This window comes from Microbacterium sp. NPDC064942 (assembly GCF_049545525.1).
Classification (GTDB): Bacteria; Actinomycetota; Actinomycetes; order Actinomycetales; family Microbacteriaceae; genus Microbacterium; species Microbacterium gawkjiense.
Window position 1 is genome coordinate 99,729 of the sequence record NZ_JBMWDR010000006.1, and the last position, 19,461, is coordinate 119,189.

General features: G+C 66.5%; 13 protein-coding genes. 8 read left to right on the forward strand and 5 right to left on the reverse strand.

Annotated elements, in window-relative coordinates; translation table 11 throughout:
- Positions 1-7: 7 nt before the first annotated feature.
- Both ACPEH2_RS11255 and ACPEH2_RS11260 read right to left on the reverse strand, forming a co-directional pair.
- Complete coding sequence (locus tag ACPEH2_RS11255; protein ID WP_423718715.1) at positions 8-1,783, reverse strand: ABC transporter ATP-binding protein; 1,776 nt, start codon at positions 1,781-1,783, stop codon at positions 8-10.
- 22 nt (positions 1,784-1,805) lie between these two features.
- The gene (locus ACPEH2_RS11260; RefSeq protein ID WP_423718716.1) at positions 1,806-2,597 is read right to left on the reverse strand and encodes an ABC transporter permease; all 792 of its coding nucleotides are present in this window, start codon (positions 2,595-2,597) and stop codon (positions 1,806-1,808) included.
- A gap of 347 nt (positions 2,598-2,944) precedes the next feature.
- Between ACPEH2_RS11260 and ACPEH2_RS11265 the strand changes: the two genes are divergently transcribed.
- The 4 genes from ACPEH2_RS11265 to ACPEH2_RS11280 all read left to right on the forward strand — a co-directional run bounded on the left by ACPEH2_RS11265 (position 2,945) and on the right by ACPEH2_RS11280 (position 9,944).
- Complete coding sequence (locus ACPEH2_RS11265; RefSeq protein ID WP_423718717.1) at positions 2,945-4,153, forward strand: hypothetical protein; 1,209 nt, start codon at positions 2,945-2,947, stop codon at positions 4,151-4,153.
- Positions 4,150-6,477, forward strand: a complete 2,328-nt coding sequence (locus tag ACPEH2_RS11270; RefSeq protein ID WP_423718718.1) for a glycosyltransferase family 4 protein — start codon at positions 4,150-4,152, stop codon at positions 6,475-6,477. The genes ACPEH2_RS11265 and ACPEH2_RS11270 overlap by 4 nt, the downstream gene beginning before the upstream one ends.
- The gene (locus ACPEH2_RS11275; protein ID WP_423718719.1) at positions 6,474-7,460 is read left to right on the forward strand and encodes a glycosyltransferase family 2 protein; all 987 of its coding nucleotides are present in this window, start codon (positions 6,474-6,476) and stop codon (positions 7,458-7,460) included. The genes ACPEH2_RS11270 and ACPEH2_RS11275 overlap by 4 nt, the downstream gene beginning before the upstream one ends.
- Before the next feature lie 138 nt (positions 7,461-7,598).
- A complete protein-coding gene (locus ACPEH2_RS11280) occupies positions 7,599-9,944 on the forward strand; it encodes a glycosyltransferase (RefSeq protein ID WP_423718720.1) in 2,346 nt (781 codons plus the stop codon).
- A 12-nt stretch (positions 9,945-9,956) separates the two neighbouring features.
- On the opposite strand, the gene ACPEH2_RS11285 is transcribed toward ACPEH2_RS11280, so the two are convergent.
- Positions 9,957-11,303: a hypothetical protein gene (locus tag ACPEH2_RS11285; RefSeq protein WP_423718721.1), complete on the reverse strand. Its 1,347-nt coding sequence runs from the start codon at positions 11,301-11,303 to the stop codon at positions 9,957-9,959.
- A gap of 174 nt (positions 11,304-11,477) precedes the next feature.
- Between ACPEH2_RS11285 and ACPEH2_RS11290 the strand changes: the two genes are divergently transcribed.
- From ACPEH2_RS11290 to ACPEH2_RS11305, 4 genes are read left to right on the forward strand one after another with little or no spacing between them, the layout of a single operon-like run.
- Positions 11,478-14,204, forward strand: coding sequence for a glycosyltransferase family 2 protein (locus ACPEH2_RS11290; RefSeq protein WP_423718722.1), 2,727 nt, complete (start codon positions 11,478-11,480; stop codon positions 14,202-14,204).
- A 55-nt stretch (positions 14,205-14,259) separates the two neighbouring features.
- A complete protein-coding gene (locus ACPEH2_RS11295; RefSeq protein ID WP_423718723.1) occupies positions 14,260-15,132 on the forward strand; it encodes a hypothetical protein in 873 nt (290 codons plus the stop codon).
- Positions 15,129-16,229: a hypothetical protein gene (locus tag ACPEH2_RS11300; RefSeq protein ID WP_423718724.1), complete on the forward strand. Its 1,101-nt coding sequence runs from the start codon at positions 15,129-15,131 to the stop codon at positions 16,227-16,229. The genes ACPEH2_RS11295 and ACPEH2_RS11300 overlap by 4 nt, the downstream gene beginning before the upstream one ends.
- Positions 16,226-17,299 carry a glycosyltransferase gene (locus ACPEH2_RS11305; RefSeq protein ID WP_423718725.1) on the forward strand — a complete coding sequence of 358 codons (1,074 nt, stop codon included), beginning with the start codon at positions 16,226-16,228 and terminating at the stop codon, positions 17,297-17,299. Before ACPEH2_RS11300 ends, ACPEH2_RS11305 begins: the two co-directional genes overlap by 4 nt.
- Positions 17,300-17,305: 6 nt before the next feature.
- On the opposite strand, the gene ACPEH2_RS11310 is transcribed toward ACPEH2_RS11305, so the two are convergent.
- Positions 17,306-18,274, reverse strand: coding sequence for a glycosyltransferase (locus ACPEH2_RS11310; RefSeq protein WP_423718726.1), 969 nt, complete (start codon positions 18,272-18,274; stop codon positions 17,306-17,308).
- Positions 18,271-19,362, reverse strand: coding sequence for a glycosyltransferase (locus tag ACPEH2_RS11315; protein ID WP_423718727.1), 1,092 nt, complete (start codon positions 19,360-19,362; stop codon positions 18,271-18,273). Before ACPEH2_RS11315 ends, ACPEH2_RS11310 begins: the two co-directional genes overlap by 4 nt.
- Between the last annotated feature and the right edge of the window lie 99 nt (positions 19,363-19,461).

The window sequence follows — 19,461 nt, forward strand, 5'->3', positions numbered from 1 at the left end:
CCGGTGGTCAACCCGCCGGTACGGAGATCTCGGGTTCGGGGATACCGCTCGACGGGTCGGCCGTCTCGACGGGGTCCGGTTGGGCTGGCTCGTCGGGATCCGTCGGAGACAGTGTCGCGCTCGGCTCCGGCGAGGTCGGCTGCGGGGGCGAGGTCGGCTGCGAAGGCGATGTCGGCTGGGGATCGGGCGATCGCACGGGTGCGGAGGGTAGGGCAGGCGCACTCTGCTGCGGCGAGGGGGTGCTCTCCGGCGCAGGGGGCCGCGTCGTGTCCGAGTCGTCCGGAGATTCTGTTTTGACCAGGACCCGCTCGATCGAAACGGAGGCACTGGCCCGCCTTCCGTCCGCGCTCTCTGCGGTGAGCGTGTAGATCCGAGTGTCCTCGACGCAGGGGAAGGCCACAACCTGGGCATCGACCTCGGCAGGCACATCCACCATCATCGGCGAGTCCAGAGCATCCACGCGAGTCGGCGCAGTTGCGAGCGCGATCTTGGCAGCGTTCAACGTCCGCCACGAGAGCGTCACGCCGACCTCGCCGTCCGCACTTGCACACGACGCCGTCGGTTCGGCCGCGCTGAAAGATCTGACAGTCGGCGCCTGATCGTTCACCTCGACAGGCTCGGCCTCGATGGTCTCGCCCGCCGCCGCCGGGGTCGCAGGCGGTTCGGGTGCGTTGGCAAGGAGGGCGATTGCGGCTCCTGCCGCCGCAGCGATGAGAAGTGTGACGATGGTTGTGACGACGGCGATGAGGCGCCGGCGTCGGCGGGCGCGAACCGTCTCCCGATATCTCGCGCGACGAGCGACAGTCCGGGCGTTTTCTGGTGTGTCGACAGTCACCGCGGCCGGGGTGCCGTTCCCGCTCGACACCCCAGCGACGGCTCCGAGGAGCTCAGCGATCTCGGCCGGCATCCCGACAGTCGGGGCGGGCTCCGTGGCGGGTGTCGTCGACGGCGTCGCCGTGACCGGTCGCGGACGATCTCTGTTGGGCTGCGGAGCGTGGGCGCCACCCACAGCGAAGCTCTTCGGGTCCTTCGTCCACTTCACATAGTCGTTGATCACCGCCTTCGCGGGGCCATCGGCACGAAGCTCCCCCTTATGCACCCAGAGCACTCGTTCACACGAGTCCTCGAGCGAGCCGACCGAGTGACTGACGATCATGACGAGTCCCGCGCTGTCGCGAAGCTGGCGGATGCGCTGCTCGCTCTTGCGACGGAACTTGCGGTCGCCGACCGCAAGCGCCTCGTCGACGAGAAGGATGGAGTGGCTCTTGGCCGAAGCGATCGCGAAACGGAGACGTGCTCCCATGCCGGACGAATACGTTCGCATCGGGTGGTGGATGAACTCGTTGAGTTCCGCGAAGTCGGCGATCTCGTCTACGTGAGCTGCGGCCTCAGCCTTGGTGAATCCCATGGCCAGGAGGCCGAGTTTTATGTTGTCCTCGCCCGACAGCTCGGGCACGAGGGCCGCATTCACACCCAGGAGCACAGGTCGTTCGCGCGCCCAGATCGCTCCGGCGGAGGTCGGGATGAGTCCACTCATTGCCTTGAAGAGCGTGGACTTTCCAGACCCGTTGTGGCCCACCACGCCGATCGTTTCGCCCTCGCTGGCGGTGAAGCTCACGCCCCGCAGTGCCTGGACGGATTTCAGGCCTCGCCCACCGCGGACCGCGCTCAGACTCAGGAGCTTTTCTCGCGGCCCCACTCGCTTGCCCGAGGCGTACACCCGGTACGTGACATGAGCGTCGTCGGCGACGATCATCGCTCGAGGAGCAGCGGGCGTGCTCATCGGGCCACCCGATTCGAGAACGTCACTCACTGAGGCCATACCTCGCCTCGGCGCGCCAGAAGAAGATGACACCGAAGATCACTGTCGCGACGGCCCAAATCGGTGCCGCGATCCAGGCGAGGATCGGGGCGGCGTAGGAGTCGAGCATGACTGACCGCGATAGAGCGATGAAGTCGTAGGTGGGCACCGCGTGGATGATCGTCATCAGCACCGGCGCGTCCGCCAGTGCACCATCGACGTTGAAGAAGATCCCGCTGACGTAGAACAGCACTCGGTTGACGATCGGGATGACCTGCTGGACGTCCCGGGCATGAACAGACAGGCGGGCGACGATGAGCGCGACGCCGAAATTGAAGACGGCCATGGTGAGCAGGATGGGGATGAGGAGTAGCCAGGACCACTGTGGACGCTCCCCCAGCACGATCAGAAGGATGCCGAGAAGGGCGATGACCGGGATGATGCGCATCGCCTGCTCGAGGACGACGGACACCGGCAACAGGATGCGGGGGAATCCGATGCTCTGGACCAGTTTCGCATTTCCGGTGATCGCCTTGGACCCCGAGCCGAGACAACCGGTGAAGAACTCGAAAATGAAGATGCCCACGATCAGGTACTGCACGAAGTTCGCAGGCCGGGCCGCACCCGACAGGACGAAATGGAAGATCGTCCCGTAGATCAGCGCCATCGACAGCGGCTTGATGACGATCCACAGCACGCCGAGCCGGTTGGGCAGGAGACCCGCGATGAGCTTCTTGCTCGCGAGGTTGATCGCGAACGCACGTCGCCGCCACGCCTCCGCGAAGTACGCGGCCAAGGGCGGTCGCTGGCCTACCGCGTGAAGACCGGGTGCGGGATAACGGCCGCCAACGGTCTCCGTCGTCGCCACATCCCACCTCATTCTCGTGCCGGCGCGCATGGAACAGCACTGGCCGCGCAGCTCCAAGACACTGTACCCGAGGCGCCACGCACCGACCCGCGTTGACGGATAGGCTCGGGCGCGTGGAAGCCCGTTCTCGCCCCGGATCCGCGCTCGCTCCGTTGCGCACTGACAGCACAGTCGCCTTCCCCTTCCGCGGAACCCTCGCTGGGGACTACTCGGCTCGTCGTCGGGCCGTTGAAGCCCAGCACGACCGCCGGATCCTCACTTCGGCACCGACGGTCGTGAAGTTCGCTCGTTGGAACGGGGACCTCTCGAAACGTCGGGTCCGGGTCGTCGACGGTGACCTGTCGTTCGACTGTTACGGGACCCCGTCGCGGACGCCCAGACTCCACGTCTTCCTGAGCGCCGGCGGCGGCAAGCTGAAAGATGGCGTCAACCCGACCTTCCCGAGGTCGAGTTGGCACCCGTGGGTGGACGGAGTCAGCGTCAACATCGATGATCCGACTTTCGCGGCCTATCCAGGACGACTGCAGACGGGTTGGTACCTCGGCACGAAGGAGCGAGATGCGATCGAGCCGCTGATCGACATCGTCGCCAGGATCCAGCTTTCTTATGGGATCGCCGATCACGACGTGATCTTCGTTGGCAGCTCCGCCGGGGGAACCGCGGCCCTCAAGCTCGCGGCGGCACTCCCGGGGTCGACCGCGATCGCGGAAAATCCCCCCATCTATCCGCATCTGCAGTCATCGATCAAGTACTTCCGGCGTGTCGGGTTCGAGCTGGACAGCGCCGAGATGAAGCAGCGGAACGCGCTGGACGGCTTGTTCGATCACTCACAATCGCGGTTCTTCATCTTCCAGAATCTCGACGACACATCGGTCATGCCGCAGCTCGACGACCTGATGGCTCAGAGAGGGCTCGTCGTCCCCGGGGTGGGTGTGCACACGATCGGCAGCGCCACCCTGACGATGACCAGCGCGCCGACGCTGTCCCCTCATCACGTGTTCCTGAATGAGGACGAGTTCAGAGCAGTACTGCGGTCTGTGGACCGCTCCGTGGCCGCGTCGGAACGGGCGGCCGTCCTGCAGGTAGTCAGCGACTGCCTGCGCAATCGAGCGTTGATGTCCGATCGACTGTCGAACCTCAAAGGGTGGGGCCGGCTCTTGGCCGAGCTCGACGCGCCTGAGCTGGACCTCAGCATCCAGCCGGTCGAAGAGGAGGTCCTGCGCATCCGCTTGCGTTCCCATCCTGAGGTGCAGTACCGGATGCGCCTCGGTTTCGCCGCCAAGCAGGTGTTCATGGCGGTCGACGTGAAGCGCTCGACCTCCTCGGCGTCGCCGGATCTCATCCAACGGACAGCGGATGCCGTGGGAGCACGCGCAGCCGTCGGTCGCGACGGATCGACCCTGAGCATCGCTCGGGTACCGATGGATGACGCAGCGCGGCGACTGCGCGATTTCGTTCGGGCAACGGTCACACTCTTCTCGTGACTCGCACTCAGGACCCTTTCGGCGAGCGCAGCCCGTCCGGAGACCCCCGCGTCTCCCTGATCCTCGCGTGTGACGATGCCGACGAGACCCTCGCCCTGCTGGCGCAGAGTCTTGTTCAGGTCGGGGGTGACGTCGAATTCGTGTGCGTTCTCGAGGAGTCGTCTCCTGCCGCCCGCGCAGCGCGTGCCCTCGGGGCGAATGATCCCCGCGTCAAGCCGAGCGTGATGGCATCGGGAGTGTCGACATTCGACGCGCGACGCGCCGGTGTGGCAGCTGCTCGAGCCCCGTACATCCTGTTCGTCGATGGCAGGACGCCGCCGCCCGCGAACCCGACGGAAGGAGCGCACCGTGCGGCCCGACATCCGGATGCCGACATCATCGGACTCGACCTGCGTTCCCTCGGCACCTCCCGCGCGACGGCCGTCACGCAGTTCACCGTGGACGCGGCCATTGCTGCTCTGTACCTGTCAGAGCCACCAGCCGACATCGGCGCCCACGCATTCTTGTTCGCGAAGAAGCTCCTCGAGCGCGTATATGTCGATTTCCCGTCGGCATCTTTGTCGCAGTCGACGTCTACGTCGTTGGTGACCTTGCTCGCGCTCGCGCGAGCAAGGCGACCTCTCCTGCATCCGTCGCCCGACAGCAGGTGGACAGCCGACGATCAAGGGACATCCGAGGTACCGCAGGATGTCGATGAGTGGCTGTCCGCGCAGATCGAGGAGGCGCGAGATCTGGCTCGAGCACAGTCCAAGGTCGAGGCGCTCGTGCGCCAAGCCGACTCGCCCGCAATCGCCTCGCTTGCCTGCTCGGCTCTACGCGCCAACCACCTCGGCGCGCTGCTGCACGACCTTCACCGCCTGTCCCCCGCGCATCTTCGGGTGTCGCGGTTGCGCGCCCTGCTCGGCGGCGTCGATACGCTCGACGTCCTACGCGGCGCCGCGCGGTTCGAACCCGCCTGGCTTCCGTGGCTCGCGCAGACAGCCGGGCCCCCGCCCCGGCTGAAGCCCGAGGTCACCTCCGTCCTGCTGTCCACCGGGAATCTTCGAACCGGCGGGCTGCAAGGCGTCGTTACCCAGCAGGCGGACGCCCTGAACGAGCGCGGAATCGAGACTGCAGTGGTGCTGGCGCAGTCGACGGATCGCGACTCTCCGCTCCCCGACGGGGTCGCCAAGATCGCTCTCCCCACGGCCGACCTGCCGATCCGCCTCGACGCGTGGGTGGAGCTCTGCCGGGAACACCGCCCAGACGCGGTCCTGGACCACGACGTCCTCTACAACGACGAGTGGCCCTGGTTCGCGCTGGTCGCGCAGGCGATGGGCATCCCCGTGATCGGGTGGTTGCACAACTTCGCGCTACGCCCCGTGTTCGATGGGACCGACCGCCTGGACATCCTCACGCGGTACCTTCCCACGCTCTCGAAGGTCGTCGCACTCACCCCGCTCGACGTGGCCTTCTGGAAGCTTCGGGGGCTCGAGAGGACCGCCTTCGTCCCCAACCCCCTGTCGACTCTGGCTCGCCTCGGACTCGCGGAGTCACACTCGCGGGTCGTGGGGACGACACTCAACATCTGCTGGTGGGGGCGACTGGACCCGAACACCAAGCAGGTGCTGCACCTCGTCGATGTCGCGGCGGAGCTCGCCGCCCGTTCCGTGGACTTCCACCTGACTATTCTCGGACCGGATTCGCGCGCCCTCACCGCACGCGACGTGAGGTCGTACGCGAGCGCGAAGGGCGTGGGCGACCGCGTCACGGTGCTTGGGGAGCGCCGCCCGGAGGAACTGGCCGCGGTGCTCCGCACCGCGCACCTCTTCCTCATGACGAGCGCGATCGAGGGATCGCCCTTGACCGTCGTAGAGGCGCAAGCCTGGGGACTGCCCGTTGTCATGTATTCCCTTCCGTGGGCCGTGCCGTCCGGAGAGGATGCGGGCATCCTGGCCGTGCCGCAGGGACAGAGTTCCGCTCTCGCGGCCGAGATCGTCGCGATTGCGGCCGACCCCGATCGGTACGCGGAACTCTCTGGGGCCGCGCGCAGAAATGCGGAACGGGCGGCATCCCTGGACGTCGGCGAGCTCCTGCTGGCGCTGGTCGAGGACCGACTGCCCGAGAGTTTCTCGCCCTCTCCCACCCTCGCTGACGCAGAACTGCTCATCGACTGGTTCGTCCGCTACTCGGCGCGCAACGCTGAGGCGTTGAGCCGCGTCCGGGCAGTGGAGCGCGAGCGGGACGCTGCCCGCCGAAAACTCGAGCAGATCTCGCGTGGGGCTTCTTTCCGTATCGGACGTGCAATCACTTCCGCAGCACGGAAGTTGAGTGGCCGCGCATGACCGGGCCTTCCGGCGAATCCGCAGACGCCGCCGTGGACATCTCCTTTGTAATCCCTGTATTCAACTCAGCGCCGTGGATCGAGGCATGCATCGAAAGCGCGCTCCGACAGTCGGGCGTGCGGGCCGAGGTGATCTGCGTCGACGACGGCTCCACGGATGCGAGCAACGAGATCATCTCGTCGATGGCGGCGAGAGATACGCGCGTGATCCTTCTCGAACAAGTCAACAGCGGACAGTCCGTTGCACGAAACAAGGGAGTGGACGCGGCTCGCGGACGTTACGTCGCCTTCCTCGACAGCGATGACCTCTGGCATATGGACGCTGCGGCGTCTCTCATCGACATCGCAGACCGGGATGAACTGGACGTGCTCCTCTTCGACGGACATGCCTTCCTCGAGGGAGGGGTGGAAAGCGCGACGTGGGAGCGTTATAAGGGCTATTACCAGCGGGACGCCGGTGACTACCCCGACTGCGTCACGGGGATCACGCTCATGGCTCGGATGCGGCGACGTGGCCACTATCGACCGCATGTGGGGCTTTATCTCGCCCGCCGTGCATTCGTGCACGCCAGTGGGGTCGGTTTCATCCCGCACATCGTGCACCAGGACAACGCGTACACGTTTGCATTGATGCTTCGCGCCGAACGCGCGAGTCACGTAGCGACAGACGTGTACGCACGGCGCCTTCGGCCGCATTCGACGATCACGAGCCTTGACGCCTACCGGTCGGTTCTAGGCTACGTCACGGCCTACGTCGACATGCGGCATCAGCTCAGGCGCGCGAGCGCTCCCCTTCGATACCGTGCGCCGCTACGGGACATCGTTCGTTATGCATTGCGAGGGGCTGCGAGGCGATACGGTGAGTTGACACCAGCATCAGTCGACGCGTTGAGGAAAGAGCTTGCAGGAACCGAAGCCCGCGAAGTGCTTGACGCTCTGCAGCGGCACCTCAGCAGAAGAGCTCTGGGATTCCGACGACGCTGACGCTTCGTCTCGGCGCCCGATCTGGGCGCCGAGACGAGAGGCTAGTACCTCGCGAGCCCTCGTGACGCACTCCGCCTCTGGTGCTCCTTGAACCGTCCGGCATGAGACCAAGGAAATCATTTGAGCCATTCACCCCAGGTGTCGATCGTGGTGCCTCTTTTCAATGACGAGGACCACGTTGCGGCAGCCCTCGATAGTTGCCTTCGTCAGTCACTTCGCGATATCGAGATCATCTGCGTCGATGATGCCTCCACGGACGAGACCGCCAGCATTGTTTCGGAGTACGCGTCGCGCGACGCTCGCGTACGACTCATACGGCAGCCGCTCAACATGTCCGCGTTCCAGGCGCGAAGAGCCGGCGTCGATGCTGCCACCGCGCCGTATGTCATGTTCCTCGACGGAGACGACGAACTAGCCGAGGGCGCGGCCCGCACCGCTCTCGGTTGCGCGAAGCGAGCTGACGCCGACGTGGTCGGCTTCGGCGTCGAGATCGTCACACGCGATGGCGACGCACACCCGCGTCGTTTTGAGGCGGCTCTGCAACCGCAGTTCGACACTCTGCTCGGTCCGCAGATCATTCCGGGCCTGTTTCCGGTTGGGCAAGTGGCGAACGGTCATCTGTGGCGCTACCTGTTCTCCACTCATCTCCTCCGCCGGGCTTATAGCAGGATGCCTGCTGACGCGACCTTCTACCGCGCAAACGACCTCCCCATCACCTTTCTGGCCCTGTCGTACGCGAAGAAGTATGTGTCGACCGCCGAACGTCTCTACCGCTACTTCTTCCGACGGGGAACGAGCGGGCACGCAATCGACGCGTTGGAGCATTTCCATTTCCTCATGAGCGGGATCGACCCGATCTCGCACATTCGAGACATCGTCTTCCACGAGACGTCATCTGGGGCGACCCCCCAACCGACACTCAATTCATACGAGTCCGCGCGTCTTCACATCATCGCGAGCGTCCTTCGCAGCTGCCTGAATGAGACTTCGGGTGAATTGCAGAGGGAGTGCATCGATCTGCTCGCCGATAAAGTCGGCGATTTTGACCTCATCAAGGCCGCAGCCACTTTCGTTCCCGAGTCCCTGTCCGCGGTGTCCGCACGTTTCCCGCGCCCCTCGCAACCAGAATCCGCGATCCGGAACGTGTTGCTGACGACGGCGCACCTGGATCGGGGCGGCCTGCAGTCGGTTCTCCTCCGTCAAGCCGCCGACCTGACACGAGCCGGATACGGCGTGACGGTCGCCGTCTTCCGCGAATCCGACCACGCGGTCGTCCTCCCCGATGGCGTGGCGCTCGTCGTCATCGGAGAAGGCATGGCTGACCGCCTGGCGCAATGGGTCGATGTCTGCCGGACCCATGAAATCGACCTCATCATCGACCACCACATCCTGTACAACAACAGGTGGCCGTGGTTCGCCATAGCCGCCCAGATCGCGGGAATACCGACGATCGGTTGGGTACACAACTTCGCCCTCCGACCCATCTTCGACCACCGGCGCCACCTGACGTTCATGGCCGCCAATATGCGAAACCTCCTCCGCGTCGTGACGCTCTCACCGACCGATGTCGCCTTCTGGAAGCTCCAGGGCGTGCCGAATGTGGTCTACCTTCCCAACCCTCCCTCACCGCTGACGGTGTATGCCCTGGAACGAGAGGGATCTCACCGCGAGATCACGGCGCCTCTGAAGCTGGCGTGGTGGGGACGCCTAGACCGGCCGACCAAACAGGTCGACCACCTCATCGCGGTCGCGGCCGAGCTCACCAGGCGGCAGGTCGATTACGAACTCACGATCATCGGGCCCGATTCCCCGGAGCTCACCGGTGCGGACGTGAGGGACATGGCTGCCGACCGTGGTGTCGGTCGGACCGTCAAGGTCGTGGGCGATCTAACTCCGGAAGAACTGCTGACAACGCTCGAAGAAGCACACCTGCTTGTCTCTACGAGCGCTATCGAAGGGTATCAACTGACGATCGTCGAAGCTCAGGCGATGGGCATGCCGGTGGCGATGTATGAGCTTCCCTGGCTCGAGACCATCCGGGGGAACGATGGCGTCCTGACGACCACGAGCGAGCCGGCGAGTCTCGCCGACGCGATCGTTGCTCTCGCGTCTGACCCCACTCGCTATCGTCAGATGTCTGAGGCTTCCGCAGCATTCGCACGCGCCTCGACATCTCTCGATGTGGGCGAGCTCACTGATCGGCTGATCTCAGGGACGCTGCCCGAGAAGTTCTCCCCTGACCCGACTCTGCACGACGCTGAGATCCTCATTGACTGGCTTGTGCGCTATGCCGAGCGGGGAATCCGTGTCATCAACCGAGGATCAAAGAATGGCGGTGATGCTCGCGCGTTGAGGCGCAAGGTTCGTCGAGCCGAGGCGGAGGTCCACCACATCACCTCTGGTCCGTCATACCGAATCGGCCGTCTTGTGACGTACATCCCCCGAAAGCTCCGCGGTATGCTCCGGCGCCGAGATCCACGTTGAGACGGGCTCGCGTCACCTGACCCGAGGGGTGTCCCTCCGCGCCAGTGGCAGGGTCCTCGCTACGAACTCGCTCAGCCGAGACGCTGCCTCATCGACAGGAATCGCTGACTTCACCATCGTCTGCCCGGACGAGGTATCGAACAGTTTGGCCCCGACCGCCACGGCGATGCGTTCCGCCTCCGCGCGTTCTGCGCGAGTCCGAGGAGCGGTCACATCGACCGCGAAAGTCATGTCCGCGGCCTGGTGGCGCAGCCTCAGCCGATAGTGAACACCCGCATCGGTCGCCGGCCGCACACGGATCATTTCCGACTCGGATGCAACGGTCGGCATGTCGAGTTCCGGCATGTCCACCATCGACAGAAAACGCGCCCACGCTCTCACGTTGGACAATCGCGTGGAATAGACGTGCGCCCGGCGACTCGCCCGATCCCTCTGACGCTGGAGCGCGTTGAGAGCGGCAGGGTCCGTACGAAGACGCTGATCGAGGAGATTCTCATGTGCGTTGCGCAGACGGTCGCGAACCGCTGGCCGTGAAAGCTCCTCGAAGTGATCCGTGCTGTGCAATACCGACTTCACCTGCTGGGCGCTTGCGGTCCACTGCACCCCAGGCAGCTGGAAGAAGCGATACCTCTCGTCCATCACCGGCAGCAGATCGATGTCGGGTCGCTGGTCCGGATCGAAGATCCCGGACACAGGCATGTACACAGATTCGGCCTTCTCCGACAGCCACCCAGCAAGCCAACTGAAGGTGCTGACGCCGAAGACGAGGTGCTTCGCGCTCCGCACCAGCTCGAAATCCTCCGCCGGTGATCGGCTCTCGATGATCGGCGCTCCGTCGAATCGGCGCCGAATCTCCCGGGAGTACGCGTCGTCGCCCAGCTGGCCGACGATGACGGGCGCCAGTCCCGTCTGCTCCACGATCTGCTGGAAGAAGGCGACGGGCACCGGCCCATAATCCGGATGTGTATCCTCGAGGACTTCTCTCCCCCGCACGTTGATCACCAAAGTGTCGTCGGTGATCACCGAGGATCCCGGGGCTTCCTTCGCGACGAAGAGTGCCGCGCAGCTCTTGCGGTCGTCGTAGTATTCGAGCCGCTGAGCGTAGCTGCCGAGCTGGACGCCGCGGAAGACGCCGGTCCGCAGAGCGTAGGCCACCGCGCCGAGGTTCACGTCGTGCGGGGCGTCGATCCTCAAACTGGCGTGCGGCATCGCCACATCGGGGATCTCGACACCGAACTCCGGCAGGCTGACGTTGGCCACTCGCGCGTCGGGAACGAGGGCACACAGCCTCTGAGCGAGCATGTACTGGAACATGGTGTTCCCGAGCCCCCCCAGGCGTCGGATCCGGATCGGAATCATGTCACCCCCTCGTCACATGAGGAACATTCGAGATCGAAATGCTGCCGCCCGCCCCGTCGTTCGCGACCGCCATCAGCGTCGGTGGACCGCGAGAGCAGAACACTCAGAGTATATTGGTCACCGGACGTGGGGGGCCCGCGGACCGATGTAGGCCTGCCGGGAGGATTTCGCGCTGTGATCAACGACGTCTTGGTAAAGTTCGTTTCCGGAGAAGTCCCCGACTACATGGGTGACCTCCAGACGTCGGAGCCCCTCGAACACGCGCACTGGCAACCACCTCGAACGAACACGTCGTTCAGTCGGCCGACGCTCAACTACCTGCATCCCAACTCGAGTACGAGGGAACGGGTGTCTGTTCTCCGGATGAGCTCTGCAGTTCTGCCGATGCAAAACCTCCTAACCTTCGGGTCGCGGAACAAGTCGATCTGGGCTCTCGACGCCGTGTCACAGCGCCTGACCCGTGGCCTTCTCGATTGGGACGGACTGCGTGCCGAGCTCTTGCACGCGTCAGAAGCGAAGCGGGACTATGAACCGCTGCTGGACCACATCACTCCTGATGAACTGTGGCAGCTCCGCCAGGTGCTCACCTCACACCACCTGGACGCAGAAGCGGAACGTGTGCTGCTGATCCTCATAGCCGATCGCGTCTTGGCGGGTGAATCGATGGATCGCGGGTCATTGCCGGCTCTCGCCGTGCATCTCCTCGGTGCCGGCCTCGACAGCCGAGTCCGCCACCTCCTGCGCATATGGACAGCCGACAATTACCTTCGTCACGCGATCGGGACCGAACTCGAGCACCCGCGGTTCGGGGGCAGTTTGGACCTGCTGCTCGCTCGGTTCAATCAGATCTACCGACGCTTCGGTCTCGAGACCGTCTTCCTCGATGACGCGGGAACCACACCGTTCACTCGGCTCCGGGCAGAACCGGCGGAGCGCATCGTCGACGGTCCGCTCGTGACGGTCATCATGAGCTGCTGGTCGCCGGGAGAGGAGCTGCTCCTCGCAGTCAGGTCGATCATCGATCAGACCTACCAGAACTGGGAGCTCATCGTGACCGATGACGCCTCTCCCGACCGCCACGACGATGTGCTCGAACAAGTCGCCCTGATGGATGGTCGCATCCGTGTCATCCGTAACGAGGTCAATGCGGGAACTTACATCCGCCGGAACGAAGCGCTCGACATCGCCCGCGGCAAACTCGTCACAATGCAGGATTCGGATGACTGGTCGCATCCTCGCCGGCTCGAGATCCAGGTACGCGATCTCGAGCATGCACCCGACCGCTTCGCCAACGTCGTCCGAAACGTGCGACTCACCGAGGACTTGTCCTTGTACAGCGAGCGTGGAATGCAGCCCGGCATCTGCGAGCCTGCCATCATGTTCCGCCGCGAATCCGTCCTCGCGAAGATCGGTTACTTCGATGGTGTCCGCAAGGCCGCGGACCGTGAATACCGTGAGCGCCTCGAGGCGGCGACAGGCGAACCGGTACCGCTCGCGGGACCGGAGGTGCCTCTCGTCCTCATGCTCGCGGATGTGAGCTCGCTCTCCGGTTCTGACTTCAGGGGCAAATGGGTACACCCCGCCCGCATTGCATATCGCAGCTCCATGTGGCGCGTGCACGACCTGATCAGAGACGGGGAGGTCAGCCCGCACTTCCCGGCTCATCAAACGACGCGAGTACTGGACGCGCCGGCCCCGCTGCTGGGGCACAGTGAGGCCCCCGCCTCGATGGATCTTCTCGTCATCCTCGACGGCCGGCCCGTCTCGGGTCGCAGACAGTTCCTCGCGGAAGTGACCCAGGAACTGCGGGGGGCCCTGGACAGCGGCCTCGTTGTCGGCGTAATGCACTCCGACTCGCTCCGCGGCGGGAAATCGCAAGGGTACTTCGACACCCACATGCAAGAACTCGTCGACGAGGCCGGCCTGCACCGTGTCATCGACGATCAGCAGGTGAAGGTCGGAACCGTCATAGTCCGTCACGCCGTGGCGGCGCAAGGTCATCCGCCGACCCGCCGACGTATCACCGCCGACCGCGTCGTCGTCATCGACGATAGCGATGGGGGTGATGAGCGCGGGGTCACCTACGCACGGGCCGACGTAGATGCTACTTTGCGAGGATGGTTCGCCTGCGAATGCGACTGGTACGTCGCGGCCCCACGACCTCTTCCGCCGAAAGTCGAGTCGATTCAGCTGGAAGGCTCACAGATCAAGGTCGCAGTGAGCCAATCCGGCTCGGCCAAGCCGCTCTCACTTGAACTGCGAGGAGTCGACGGAACCGTCGTCGCGTTCACAAGCGATTCTGAGACGGCGCCCCAGGCGGATGGCACCTCCGACCTCGCCATCTATCGCGCACCGATCGGGAAGTTGGGAGAGTCTCCGTTCATCATCGCAGCCCGGCTGGGCTCCTATTTCTACCCGCTGGATGTCGATGCGACACGGGTACTAACGACACCGGGCGACCGGATCCTGGTTCGACAGCCCAAGGAACGCCTCAAGCTCATGAGCGCCAAGCCCCCGGTCCGGGACGGGGAGGATTCCGCATCGTTCCCGTGGCTTCGAGGTGCGGTGAGTGCCCTCCGGCTCAGCAACGATCGATTCACTATCGACATCGACACCGACTCGTCCTCGAAGATCACAGAGGTCGTGATCGTGAGAGAGGTCAACGGCGCGCTTCGGCGACGCGAGTTTGCGCTCGATCAACGCACCGAAGACAGCATCAGCGCGAGCCGATCATTCAGGGACATAGTCGGCGGACGGTGGCAGCTGTTCGGCGTCTTCCAAACTCCCGTCGGCCGAATCCAGTACGAGCTCCCCGTTGGTGACGGCGTGGCGACGGCGGATCAGAACGAGTGGCGAATCGCGGTTCGCGCGGGCAGGCTCTCTGTCGTTCCGAAGATGTGAGCCGCCCACCGGGCGAGACGGCTACCCGAAGACGCGACACGAAGGCGAGGACTGAATGACGACCGCTGAACCACCTGCCACAGGCGAATTCGCCGATGTGCGAATCGACCGCATGGACCGTCTCGCCGAGAATGTGACGAGCCTCCTGCCGGGTGAGAAGCTGCGACTGCGCGATGATCTCGGCCCGGGAGGTGTCCTCGACGGAGCACTCCTCCGTCAGGACTCCGACACGCTCATCGTCACCTTCCATGGCTTGTTGGACCGACAGCGGTTCCAGATTCCGCGATTCGAAAGAGCCAGGTCGACGGAACCGTTCGGCACCTCCTGTCTGTACTGGGCGGACCCGAGCCTATGGTTGGATCCGAAGCTCAAGTTGGCGTGGTTCACGGGCATTCGCGAAATCGATCTCTTCCAAAGACTCGCAGACTTGTCGACGGTGATCGCAGCGCAGGTTGGGGCGAGCCGGGTCATCTTCACCGGCTCCTCGGGTGGCGGCTTCGCCGCGTTGCAGGTATCCGCGCTCGTACCTGGGTCCACCGCCTTGGTCTTCAATCCTCAGACGGCAATCTATCGATACCTCACGTCGACGCAGCGACGCTACCTCGCGAACTGCCTACCGGAAGTGCTTAACGACTCATCGCCGGAATCGTTCGACTTTTCGGATGATTGGAGTGCCGCTTTCGATGACAGGTATTCGGCGGTGCGCCGCTACGCGGAGCCAACCGGTACGCGTGTCTTCTACCACTCCAACACCCTGGACTGGCATGACCAGGAACACCGCCAGCCGTTCGAGTCGGTTGCCAACGCGAGCGAAACGGCACGGGTAACGCTTTTCACCTATGAGCAGGGCGGCGGGCATCAGCCACCTTCGCCCGGGCGCTTCCGCGACGCGATGCAGCATGTGCTGAACGAGACAGCGGCCCGGTGACGCGTCCGAGAGCGTCACGAAAGGCGGTTCCCCCCACCCGCACCCTCGTCTCCGCCACCGGCCCGGCCGGCAATATCGGCGACGCGCTCATCCGGCGCGAGGCGGTCCGCTGGGCCGTGGGCACATCCGACGAGCTCGTCGTCTACGTCGGTGAGGCGCCGGACGTGTGGCTGCGCCAGCTCGGCCTGCCCACGGGCACCCGTGTCCTCCGCTCCAAGCGGAGTATCGCACGGTGGCTGTGGCTGATCGCGACGGCGCCGCGCCGCCCGGTCCTCGTCTTCGAATCGGGCGAGATCCCGCTCGACCGCGGCAACGTCCTGCGTGAGCTCGTCTTCCTCGCCGAGACGCTCCTCATCCGCCTCAAGGGCGGCGTCGTGATCCGGCCGCCCCGCGGCATCCGTGCCCCCACCCAACCGGCCACCGCCATCCATGCGTTCGCCGCCCGCCTGTCGCAGTTCGCCCTCTGGCGGGATGCCGCCAGTTCAGCCCTCGCCGGCGGCAGCCGCGTCGTCCCCGACATCGGGTTCGGCGCCGGCATCCGTCCCGGCGTCCCGTGGGAGAACCGCCGCGACCTCGTCGTCAGCCTGCGCGGGACGCGACCGATGCCGAACGGGGACTGGATCGAGGCGGTGCGCGGGTTCGCGGCATCCGAGGGTCTCCGCATCCGCACCGTCGTCCAGGTGCGCGAAGACGAGGAACGCTCCCGCGACCTCGCCGACGCCCTCGGCGGAACGTTCGAGCCGTGGGGCGACACCGACCCCGTCACGCATGAAGCCCGTCTGCGCGAGCGCTACGACGACGCGCGCCTGGTGATCAGCGATCGCATGCACGTCCTCGTCCTGGCCGCACTCTCGGGCGCGGCTCCGCTGGAGCTCGTCCCCTCGCCGACGCACAAGATCACGGCCGCCTTCGCGACGATCGGGCTCGCCGACACCACCGCGGACGCCGCGACGATGACGGCGACCGAGATGCTGGAGCGGATGCGGCGGCAGACCGACCGCATCGACGAGATCACCAGGCGCATCGCGGCCGCCTCCGCCGACCTCACCCGCATCGAAGACGAGATCCGCACCGCGATCCGGACGGCACGGGCGTGACCGGCGCCCGCGTCCTGTTCCTCTCGCACACGCACGTCTTCGGCGACTTCCGCGTCGGCAGCCACCACTACGCCCGCGAACTCGCCCGCCTCGGCGCCGAGGTCGTCCACCTCTCCACCCCGATCTCGCTCGCCCACCGCCTCACCGGACGCATCCCCCGCGCCGTCTCGTCGGCCGTCCCGCGCCACGCGCACCGCGACGACGACGGCGTCACGCACCTCGTCCCCCGCACGGCCCTCCCCCGCCCATGGGGAACCTTCCGCGTCGCGCGGGCTTTGACCCGCGCCGGGATCGAGCCACGGTTCGACGCGGTCCTCATCGACCAGCCGCTGCTCTGGGACGACAGCGTGCGCGGACTCAGCGACACCCTCGTCTACCGCCCCACCGACCTCTACCCCGACGGACTCAAGCACACCCTGCAGGACCGCATCCTCGCGTCCGCGGACGCCGTCGTCGCGACCTCTGGCGCCGTCCTGCGCGGCCTCGGCCACCTCACCCTCCCCTCGCTCGTCATCGAGAACGGCGTGGACCTCGCGGCGTTCGCCGATCCGCCGACGGATGCCGACACCCGTCCGGCGACCTGCGTGTACGTCGGCGCGCTCGACGCCCGCTTCGATTGGCGGCAGCTGCACGCCTGGGCGAGCGCCCACCCCGAGGTGCGCTTCGTCATCGCCGGACCCCGCCCGACCCCACCGGCGCCCCTGCCTGCGAACGTCGAGCTCGCCGGCCCCGTCCCCTACGCGGACCTCCCCGCGCTCCTGCGCGGCGCCCGGGTGGGCCTCCTCCCCCTCTCCGACGACCCGTCGAACGCCGGCCGTAGCCCCATGAAGCTGCACGAGTACCTCGCCGCCGGTCTCGCCGTGGTCTCCCGCGAGACCCCCGGCATCCGCAACGACACCGACGCCGGCGTCCACACCTACACCTCGCCCGCGACGGCCGACGCGGCGCTCGCGGCCGCGCTGCGGCATCCCTCCCCCAACCTCGCGGGTCGCCGCACGGCGGAGAACCACACCTGGGCGGCGAAGGCCGGCGAGCTCGCGACGTTCCTGAGCGGCCTCGTCGCGGACTGATCGCCCTCAGCGGAGCGCGTCGCTCAGGGTCTCGGACACGACCCGCGCCGTCCGATCCCAGTCGTACGCGTCGACCGGTGCCGCCACGGTCCGCGGAGAGCGGGCCGCCTCGGTCATCGCCGCCGCCCACTCGTGCGCGTCGTGCACATCGGACACAGCCCACCCCCGCCCCGCCACGATCTCGGCGACAGCACGGCATCCGCTCCAGTGGATCACCGGCGTCCCGGTGGCCACCGACTCGAGCGCGGGCAGCCCGAAACCCTCGAGCAGCGAGGGCATGACGGTCGCCACCGCGCCGCGGTACAGCTCGGCCAGGCGCGCGTCATCGACGTCCGTCGACACCTCCACCCGCTCGGCCACACCCCGCTCCGCCGCGAGCCGACGCACCTCGGCCTCCTCGTCCGCGGGAACGACCGACCGGACCCGGATGCCGGGGGCCACCGCCGCCGCACGCAGCACGACGTCGAGGTTCTTGTGCGCCCGCGTGTTCCCGACGAACAGGACGTACGGATCGGATGCCGCTTCCCGCGGCCCGTCGGGCGTGAACGCCGCCGAGCACCCGTTGCCGGCGTTCACGACGCGCACGCTGTCGTCCCGGAGCCAGGCCCGGATCGCCTCGGCCGACGTCTCGGAGACCGTGAGGACGACCCGCGCACGGCGGATCACCCGACGCACCGGACCGTTGTAGTAGGCGAGGAACTTCGCCCGACCCGGCCAGGCCGTCTGCAACTGGATGAGGTCGTGCACGGTGAGCACCTGACGCGGGGCGCGCAGGAGCGCGCCGTACCCGGGCGAATAGACGACGTCCGCCGGGGCAGGTCCGGGGACGCGCCGGAAGGCGTCGAGCGGCGCGTAGGGCGTCCCGTCGAGGCCCAGGTCCCGCCACGGCACGTCGAGACGCCCGAGCACCTCGCGCGCGTACCGGCCGATCCCGTGCGCGCCCCGGTAGCGGTCGTCGACGAAGAGCGCGGTCATCCGACCTCCCGGGCGACCCACGCGGCGATCTCGGCCTCGAACACCGGCCGATCGAACTCGTATGCCCGGTGGACGCAGGCGTCGCGGTCGACCGCCGCGGCCCGCTCGACGGCTGCGGCGAGCTCCGTCGCCGACCACTCGTGCACCAGCGCCCCGGTGACGCCGTCGACGACGCTCTCCGCCACTCCCCCGACCGCGTTGCCGACGACGGGGGTCCCGGTCGCCATCGCCTCGACCGGCATGATGCCGAAGTCCTCGACGGCGGGGAACACGAGCGCGACGGCGGCGCGGTACAGCGCCGCCAGCAGGGTCGACGACGGATCCCGGACGATCGTCACCGGGTGCCCGCGGTCCTCCGCGTACGCACGCAGTCGGGCCTCGTCGGCTCCGCCGCCCGCGAGGACCACCGGAAGCCCTGACGCCACCCCGGCGTCGATGACGAGCTCGAGCCGCTTGTACGGCACGAACCGGGACACACCCAGCAGGTAGTCCGCCGGCAGCATCGCCAGCACGCCCTCGGTCTCATCCGTGGCACGCGCCTCGGCGAACCTCGCCACGTCGATTGGCGGGTGGATCACGGTCGCCTCGCGGTCCCACGCCCAGCCGACGCGCTCCGCGATGAACGCGCTGTTCGCGGCGATCGCGACGGGCTCGGCCGCCCGCCGCCGGTCGAGCGGCTTGAGCATCGCCGACGCCGCGCGCGCGAGCGGCCCCTGCCCGCGCCCGTCGAGCTCGGGCACCCAGATGTACCGCGCCGGCGTATGCGCGTACACGAGCTTCGGCGCCTCGGCGGCGCGCCCGCCGAAACGGGCATGGTGGGAGAAGAGGTGGCTGCTGCAGAGCACCCAGTCCGCATCCCGCTGCGGCAGCATCCGCCACGCGAACGGCATGAGCGGCAGAGCGGCCGCCTTGCGTCCGCGCAACGGCGTACGAGCCAGCAGCGTCTCCTCGACGCCCTCGAAACGCCCGCCGCTCTCGTCCCACAGGCACCAGCGCTCCGCGTCGGGGAACACCTCGCCCAGCACGGCGAAGACGTTCTCGGACCCGCCCCGCGGCGACAGCCACTCGTGGACCAGGATGCCGCTCACGATGCGACCCGCTTCACCTGCGTCATCCGATCCTCACCGTCCGACGTTCATTCTGTCAGACGCGCCACCCCCGGCCGGGCACAGCAGAGGGGCCGGATG